Source organism: Bacteroides sp. MSK.20.82 (assembly GCF_019052485.1).
Classification (GTDB): Bacteria; Bacteroidota; Bacteroidia; order Bacteroidales; family Bacteroidaceae; genus Bacteroides; species Bacteroides thetaiotaomicron.
Window position 1 is genome coordinate 1 of sequence record NZ_JAHQUN010000093.1, and the last position, 7,471, is coordinate 7,471.

10 protein-coding genes and 1 pseudogene are annotated in these 7,471 nt (G+C 39.4%); 6 read left to right on the forward strand and 5 right to left on the reverse strand.

The window, feature by feature from the left end; translation table 11 throughout:
* On the forward strand, nucleotides 1–491 hold a 491-nt coding region (locus KTR07_RS27390; RefSeq protein WP_155229452.1), incomplete at its 5' end, for a BfmA/BtgA family mobilization protein.
* Nucleotides 491–910, forward strand: coding sequence for a DNA (cytosine-5-)-methyltransferase (dcm, locus tag KTR07_RS27395; RefSeq protein ID WP_008782583.1), 420 nt, complete (start codon nucleotides 491–493; stop codon nucleotides 908–910). The genes KTR07_RS27390 and dcm, both read left to right, overlap by 1 nt.
* A gap of 120 nt (nucleotides 911–1,030) precedes the next feature.
* On the opposite strand, the gene KTR07_RS27400 is transcribed toward dcm, so the two are convergent.
* The 4 genes from KTR07_RS27400 to btgA form a co-directional block, all read right to left on the reverse strand.
* Nucleotides 1,031–1,864: a hypothetical protein gene (locus KTR07_RS27400; protein WP_217315558.1), complete on the reverse strand. Its 834-nt coding sequence runs from the start codon at nucleotides 1,862–1,864 to the stop codon at nucleotides 1,031–1,033.
* A gap of 31 nt (nucleotides 1,865–1,895) precedes the next feature.
* Nucleotides 1,896–2,912: a hypothetical protein gene (locus KTR07_RS27405; protein WP_008782585.1), complete on the reverse strand. Its 1,017-nt coding sequence runs from the start codon at nucleotides 2,910–2,912 to the stop codon at nucleotides 1,896–1,898.
* A 173-nt stretch (nucleotides 2,913–3,085) separates the two neighbouring features.
* Nucleotides 3,086–3,964, reverse strand: coding sequence for a mobilization protein BtgB (gene btgB, locus KTR07_RS27410; protein ID WP_008782579.1), 879 nt, complete (start codon nucleotides 3,962–3,964; stop codon nucleotides 3,086–3,088).
* Entirely contained in the window at nucleotides 3,961–4,566 is a 606-nt protein-coding gene (gene btgA / locus KTR07_RS27415) for a mobilization protein BtgA (RefSeq protein WP_008782580.1), read from the reverse strand. The genes btgB and btgA overlap by 4 nt, the downstream gene beginning before the upstream one ends.
* A 392-nt stretch (nucleotides 4,567–4,958) precedes the next feature.
* On the opposite strand from btgA, the gene KTR07_RS27420 reads away from it, so the two are divergent.
* A complete protein-coding gene (locus KTR07_RS27420; RefSeq protein WP_008669299.1) occupies nucleotides 4,959–5,306 on the forward strand; it encodes a type II toxin-antitoxin system RelE/ParE family toxin in 348 nt (115 codons plus the stop codon).
* Between the two features lie 5 nt (nucleotides 5,307–5,311).
* Nucleotides 5,312–5,626, forward strand: a complete 315-nt coding sequence (locus KTR07_RS27425; RefSeq protein WP_007851388.1) for a helix-turn-helix domain-containing protein — start codon at nucleotides 5,312–5,314, stop codon at nucleotides 5,624–5,626.
* Between the two features lie 324 nt (nucleotides 5,627–5,950).
* On the opposite strand, the pseudogene KTR07_RS28870 reads toward KTR07_RS27425, so the two are convergent.
* Nucleotides 5,951–6,010 (reverse strand): annotated as a pseudogene (locus tag KTR07_RS28870) (four-helix bundle copper-binding protein); the annotation flags it as partial.
* A gap of 91 nt (nucleotides 6,011–6,101) precedes the next feature.
* Here KTR07_RS28870 and KTR07_RS27435 point away from each other — a divergent pair.
* A complete protein-coding gene (locus KTR07_RS27435) occupies nucleotides 6,102–7,079 on the forward strand; it encodes a replication initiation protein (protein WP_008669318.1) in 978 nt (325 codons plus the stop codon).
* Between the two features lie 12 nt (nucleotides 7,080–7,091).
* Nucleotides 7,092–7,283 (forward strand): hypothetical protein, encoded by a 192-nt coding sequence (locus KTR07_RS27440; RefSeq protein ID WP_008782581.1) that lies wholly within the window; start codon nucleotides 7,092–7,094, stop codon nucleotides 7,281–7,283.
* Nucleotides 7,284–7,471: the final 188 nt, after the last annotated feature.

Below are 7,471 nucleotides of genomic sequence, written 5' to 3' on the forward strand. Positions count from 1 at the left end.
GGAAAACACCGCTTACCACCATAGCGATAAGCCAAGAGTACGCCCAAAAATTAGATGAATATTTAAAGGGTACGGGCATAACCCGCAAAGAATTTGTTGAGTTGTCCGTTGATTATTTCCAAAGAACCGGGTTCGACCTCCGGGGTGAAGCATTTGACCTCTCCCCATTAGAAAAGGTTGCCGGGCGGCTGGAACAATCCGCAAAGATCATGGAACAACACAACGAGGAAACGGAAGCGGTGCGCCTGCTTCTCCAAACTGTCCGGGAACAGACCGCCAAGCAACTCCCTGCGCCGGAACTGATCGCCCATGCTGCCGAAGAAAAAGCAAAGGCAGAAGCCAAAAGCGAAGAACAAGAACGGGAGATTGCCCGGCTGCGCTCCGAAAACTCCGCTTTGCTAGAATACAAGGAAAAGGCACACCGGGAACTGTGCCGGGTACGTGACGAACAAAAAACAATAGGGAAAATAAAAGTAAACACCGAATTATAATGAAAGGAACTATTAAATTTATAGACCTCTTTGCTGGAATTGGTGGCATTCGATGTGGCTTAGAATTAGCCGCACACGAAGCTGGTTATAAAACAGAGTGTGTATTTACTTCTGAAATCAAGAAACATGCCATAAAGGTTTTAAAACAAAATCATCCTAACGAGTTAATAAACGGAGATATTACACAAGTTAATGAAAAAGAAATTCCAGATTTTGACATTTGTTGTGCAGGTTTTCCATGCCAATCTTTTTCCGGCGGCGGAAAAAGATTGGGCTTTACAGAAACACGTGGTACTTTGTTTTTTGATGTTGAAAGAATTTTAAAGAAAAAGGAACCTGCTGGTTTTATCCTCGAAAACGTTGAAGGACTTGTATCATTCATATTAACAAATCTTGCAACCAAAGATGAAAACCATTAACTGAGGCATATTGACCTACCATGTCTATGTAGTTAATCGCATACGACAAGTCCACTTCATAACCATAAAAATCTATTAAGTCTTGTATTAATTCTTCTGGGGTAATCATAATGTTACTTTTTATTCTAAAGAACGATTGTCCATAATCGCTTGAAGCATATTAGAACATTTTTCATATTCTTCTTTATGTTCAATTCTAAATTCGCTACATTCAATGGCTATATTTATCCACATTTCATTACCTCTTAGTTTAAGAAATTTTTCCCATTCTTTAGGCGAGAAGTAGGAATCTGGTAAATTATCAAATTCTTCCATAGATGAGAGAGAATATCCTTTGTGAGCTAAGAACATATCTTGGATAATCCAATTATGAAACATATCGTAATACTCTGTATATTGATTTACTTTTAGTTCATTGCGAGATAAGAAGGTTTTGATTAATGCAGCAGATTCAGAAATCCATTCACCTAAAATCATTCCATCTTCACAGAAACCTCTAGCTAAATCTTCTAATTCAGGTTTTATACATCCAATGTGGTTATTGCGTAAATAAAATAATTTTATTATATCAAGGGATGTGTATTGCTTCTCATCCTTATTTAGTTCCAAGAAACGTTCAATGTAACGTTTAAAGAAATGGGAAGAAAAAATCAGTAACACATTTGTCCCTTTAAGCGGATAAGCTGCCCATGTAGTTCCTCCATACCTAAAAGTAATGTAGGCATGAGGAATTACAACGTTAGCATCCTCTTTAGATTGTGCATAAAAGCTGAAGAACCATTTATTATTTTTCTTTGTAATAATCTCTGTATTCCATATCCATGGATAATATGTTTGCTTCAATCTCATTTTATTGAATTTGGGATTAAATTTAGTCCAGCGTGCATGGACTTCCTTGTAATCAGACTGAATTCCCTTTGCCAATTCGGTCAATGTCATTGTTGGTAAAATCATATTAACAAATATTTAGAATTGAGATTAATAATCACACAACCAAACATATTATAGCGAAGATAATGATTATAATTAGAATAATACGCATTTTATTGCTGTTTCCCTTAATATCAGAATTTGTGACTTCCACTTGAGAGTTATTTTGTTTATCCATGCAATTAAATGATACAAACTTCTCGCCAGTGTTTAACCAACTAATTTGGCTTGGTACTAAATTCTTTACTCCTTTTGTTGTATTAACAATCTTAAGATTGGCTGATTTAGGATTAATTATATTTTTCATTGGCATTATCCACATTCCAGAACATTCAAAGGCATGATTTAAAGTTACCACAATTAAATAATCTGCATTTTTGCCTATTAGATTGTTTATTCTTCTTGTTTCAGAAGTCCGTCTTTCACTATCATATACTCGCCTTGTTTTGATTTCAAAAGTTAATCCTCCTTGACCTATTGCATCCAGTCCCTTCTCATTCTTATTGCTAGATAATTTTAGGTTCAAGCGTTTACAAGCATAATATTCTCCAATATCCCCTACTACTTTACGGCTTCTAATAATCCCTTCTTTTTGTAAATTCAAGTAACTTTGAGCAAAATTTCTGATAGCGACTTGTTCTTTTTGAAGTAATTTTAATCGAGCTATATTCTGAGAAAATGAATGCACAGAAGAAGCGCCAATAATGTATTCTTCCGTATTAATTTTATTAGAAGGGATTTTTAATATGGATATAGGATTGTAATATATATCAAAATATACAACTACGAGATAGTCAAAATCTTGATATTTTAGATTAGAAATATGATGAGTAAGATTATTGTTAGATATAACTTTAGATTTAATTTGATATTTATAGCCTTTAGGACATACTCCATCGTATGCTTTTGTGGATTTACCAGCTAAACTTAGTTTAAAATACTTGGAGGCAATAAATTCTCCTATTTCTCCAGTAAAGCTATCTGTACGAATTATTCCTAAAGTGAAAAGTTTATCACTGCAATTGGCAAATTCTTTTAATAAAGTTTCTCTAACTGCTGTTTGCTTTTCCATGAATAAAATTTTATTGTTTTATTAATGGCTATAAAGGTAGAAATAAATAAAGTATTAGCAAATTTTGGATTCCGCTAATTGTTGTGCGATGGTCGCCCAGTTGGCTATGGGCATGGTCCATTTCTTACGTATGTTGCGGTAAGCGAGATAAACGGTGCCGGAAAATAGAAAAATCACATGCCCATTCCGAAACCTCTGCTCCTTTTTGGCTTCTTCAGGAGTTCCAGATCTTCCTCCTGCTGCTTCTTTTTGGGAATAGGCTGCTCGATGTCCGGCGTTTTTTCCACCTGCTGAATTTTCGACTTCTCCGGTTCCTGCCGGGATTGAAGCTCCGCTTTGAGATTGTCCCATTTCTCCTTTCTGATGCGTTCCGCACGTTCCACCTGCCGGGCTATTTCCGCCGGGCTTCCGTTCTTGACGGCATTAAGATAGTCGAAGCTTTCCTCCGGCTCCCGGTCAAACCCCATGCGCCGATCAAAAGAGCTTTCACACTTCCGGAAAAAATCCGTCCGGTCAAAACCTCCCTTCACGTTGCCGCAGTTCTTCTTTCCGGTGTGGTTCGTTTTAGGGCTTAACTTTTTGGTGTTGCTCCGGTCTTTCCGACTGACGATGATATGTGCGTGCATATCGCTGTCACTGTCACCGTCCCGATTGAAATGGATCTTTGCGTAATATTCCACATCATCGCTTCTCAAGCCTTTTCCGAAGCCCTCCGCATAGTTTCTCATCACGTCCTGCCGGATGTACCACTGCAAGGCTTCCGCACGCTCCTGCGGAGTCCTGCCCATGCAGCGCAGCTCTTTCTCTGAAGGGCTGACGGTAATAACATAGAACTTTGCGTCAGTCTGGCTTAACTTAGCCTTGTTGTTGTCTATCTTGAATGTGACCTCCCTTGAGCTCACGTAGTCCCGGAACTGGTTGAAGAACGGCTGCACCTCCTCCCCTTTCTTCATCCTCTCCAAATCCTCATGCTGGAGATAGTTCGTCACCGCAACACAACTGCCTGTATTGGCGTATGTGCCGTTACCGCCTCCCTGTATCTTCACGTTCATATCTTTTCCCTTTTGTTCTTCTCGTCCTTGTACAAGGCTTTTATATCATCGAAAAGCCCGGCTTTTCCTTTCGCATCGATGTAGCTTGCGATATAGGAGAAGATCTTCTCCTGCCTTTGCGTCACAGCGTCCAGCCTTGCATAAATGGCTTGTTGGTTCTTCAGAAGCATATCCCTCGACTGACCGACTGCCTTTTCCGTCCGGTCCAAAGCCTGCTCCCTTATCCCGGCAAGGCTTGCAAGATCACGCATGAATAGGTCATTGTCCTTTTGGTATTGGCTGAACTTTTTTTCCGTAAGTATCGAGTCCATACTCATGGTCACTCTCATGCTTGTACTGCCCATGGCTTCACAAGCCGGACGCAAGAAATCCTGCTCCTGCTTCCTGATGAACGCTATCACCTGATCACAGCGTTTGATAAGTTTCTGCATTTCCTTTGCCGGACTCTCATGCTCAACCGGGTTGATTCCGTACTTCTCGAAGTACTCCAGCGCACAGGAAAGGAAGTCTTTCTTTGATACATTATTGGACTTTGCCAGCCTGTCAAGCCGGGCAAACGTTTTTCGGTCAATGGTGACAGAAGTAGTGGTTTCCTTATCCATACAATTGCTGTTTTAATTGCTAATTATATTATTAAATCTCTGATTTACAAAGGTATGATTTTAACCACAATTTCAAACTAATTGCGGTTAAAAAACTTAAACGGCTGATATTCAGCCGTAACCCCGTAGGGCAAGAGGAAAAACAGGGCAAAGCCCGGTTTCCTCTTGCTGTTCTTTCGACTGCCGAGCAATCGAAAGAACACCCTCCCCTGCGGTACGGCGAAAGCTCGTACAAGGGGGACGGGGAGAAGTCGGAGCGAGGCACTAAGAAAGAACCTATTCCACAAACAAAAAAACACATTAAAACGGCACAACAGGCTGCATAAAATAAATATATTTTGTTTCCATATAATGAAACAAAATATTATCTTTGCAACACTAAAAAACTTTATATGGAAGCAAAATCAAGATTCAAGGTCAAATTATCCAACGAAGCCCAAGAGTTTTTAGACGGATTGCCCAACAAGGTACGTGAGAAGATCATTAGCAATATTCGTAAATCCACCTTTGTACTTGATCCAGATTTATTCAAGAAATTGGATGATACGGATATTTGGGAATTCAGAACGTTCTATAACAAAACCAAGTACAGGCTTCTTGCTTTTTGGGATAAGGACGATAAGATAAACACTCTGGTAATCGCAACACATGGGTTTATCAAGAAAACCCAAAAGACACCTCCCAAAGAAATAGCCAAAGCCGAAGAGATTAGAAAAGATTATTTTAATTCAAAAAGATAAAGCGTATGGAAGCAAAGAAATTTTATACACTCGAAGAAATCGAGGATAAATACATCGGAGAAAAAGGTACTCCCAAACGTGATGCCTACGAAGAAGAACTTAACTCTTTTTTGATAGGTGAAGCCATTAAACAGGCTCGCCAATCAAAGAACTTAACCCAAGAGGAATTAGGTAATCTGATAGGAGTGCAACGAGCTCAAATCTCCCGAATTGAAAACGGTAAGAATTTAACCTTTTCCACCATTGCAAGAGTTTTTAAGGCTATGGGGATAAGTGCTAAACTTGAAATCGGAAGCATGGGTAAAGTTGCGTTATGGTAACTAACTATACAACAAAAAATTACATTAAATCCGGGATGCGTTTTCGCTCCCGGAAACTTCTCGTTTTATACATTTAAAGTCACATTTATACAAAATTTAACACGCCAGAAAATCTTCCTAATCCGTTGCACTTGGCTTTACCTGTTTCCACTCTCTCCCATTCTCCGGAAATTCGTCGTATCAAAAAACACGCTGAAAAGTGGAGCGAAGCGACCTCTATAAACCAAAAAAGAAACACTCCATTGCTTTACGGTAATTTTTAGTTTCTTTTTAGTTACTTTTATGGCATAGCATAACACATTGTGCTATAATATCTTACAAAGGTCATCTACGACAAATTTCCGAGCATCTACGACAAATTTCCGAGCATCTACGACAAATTTCCGAAAAAAACGGCTATCTACGACAAATATTCTACGTCAAATATTTGTTTTTGTCGTAGATAAATATTTCCTTTGCGAAAAGCATTAAAGTCATGGAGAAGAAAGACAAGAAACAGAGGGATATAGTCCTGTCGCAAGACAATGCGCTGACTACCGCACGCTACAAGTTCGACCTTATCGAAAAACGTGCCCTATACTCCATTATACGAAATATCCGGGCGCAATACATCGAGAACGAGAACGGCAGACGGGACTTATTCGATGATCTGATTATCACCATACACGAGGAAGAACTAAAAAAATGCGGTGACAATACCAAGATGCAAAACATCTACGATGCGCTAAAACGGCTTAGAAATCGCGATATAGAAATTAACAACGAAAAGATGTGGCTAAGTATCGGTTTTGTCAATTACGTCAAGCATATCAAAAATAAATCGTATTTTGAGGTGCAAGTTTCCAAAGAGGTACTACCCTATTACGTGGAACTCGCCCAAAACTTCACGAGTTACTCCATGACGGTAGCAATCGCACTCAAAAGCACATTCTCGCAAAGGTTTTACGAACTGTGCTGCCAATACCGAAACGCCGGGTTCTTCTTCTACACAGTCGAAAAGCTCCGGGAAATGTTCATGTTGGAAAAGAAATACAAACGGGGATGCGATTTCAAAAGGCGTGTACTTGACGATCCGCAAAAGGAACTCCGGGAGTTGTACAATGCCGGACAATGCGATTTATATTTCGAGTTCGAACCAAAGAGCTACAAAGGCAAGGAAGTGACCGAATACAAATTTTACGTTTACACAAGGCAAACCGAACAACAAAAGCTATTGGAATACGAAAGCGCCAAACAGGCGATCATCTACATAACAACCACTATTTCGAGGTTCTCCAAAAGTGACAAAGGATATGTTAAGCGTGTAGTGAACGCCGTACAGTTACACCCGGAAATAGCCGTACAGGTGGCGCAAAAGATACAAAAGAAGTTTGAGCAATATATAGACAAGCCAGCCAAACAGATAGGGGCTATCATCCGGGTTTGCTTAATGGAAGATTTTGGAATAGAATAAAAAAATACAAGTATGAAAACAGGTGATAAAGTTATCGTACCAGCCGAAATTAACGGCTATGGCAGGGATTTACGGGCAATGGTTACAGAGATAGAGAAGTTCGCCGGGGCAATATTCGTAACAGTGATATTCACTGAACCATGTCCGGAAGCCTGCGGAAGAAAAGGGGGCGTTTACCATGACTTCCAGCTAATAACAGAGTGATTTATTTTGCTATAACCGCAATAAATTGCAATAACATTTGCGATAAGCTGCAATAACAAAACTTATAACTACCTTTGCAACAGAATATAGCATTTTACAACAATGGAAAAAGGACAAGAAAGCAAGCAAAAGAGGAAAACACCGCTTACCACCATAGCGATAAGCCAAGAGTACGCCCAAAAATTAGA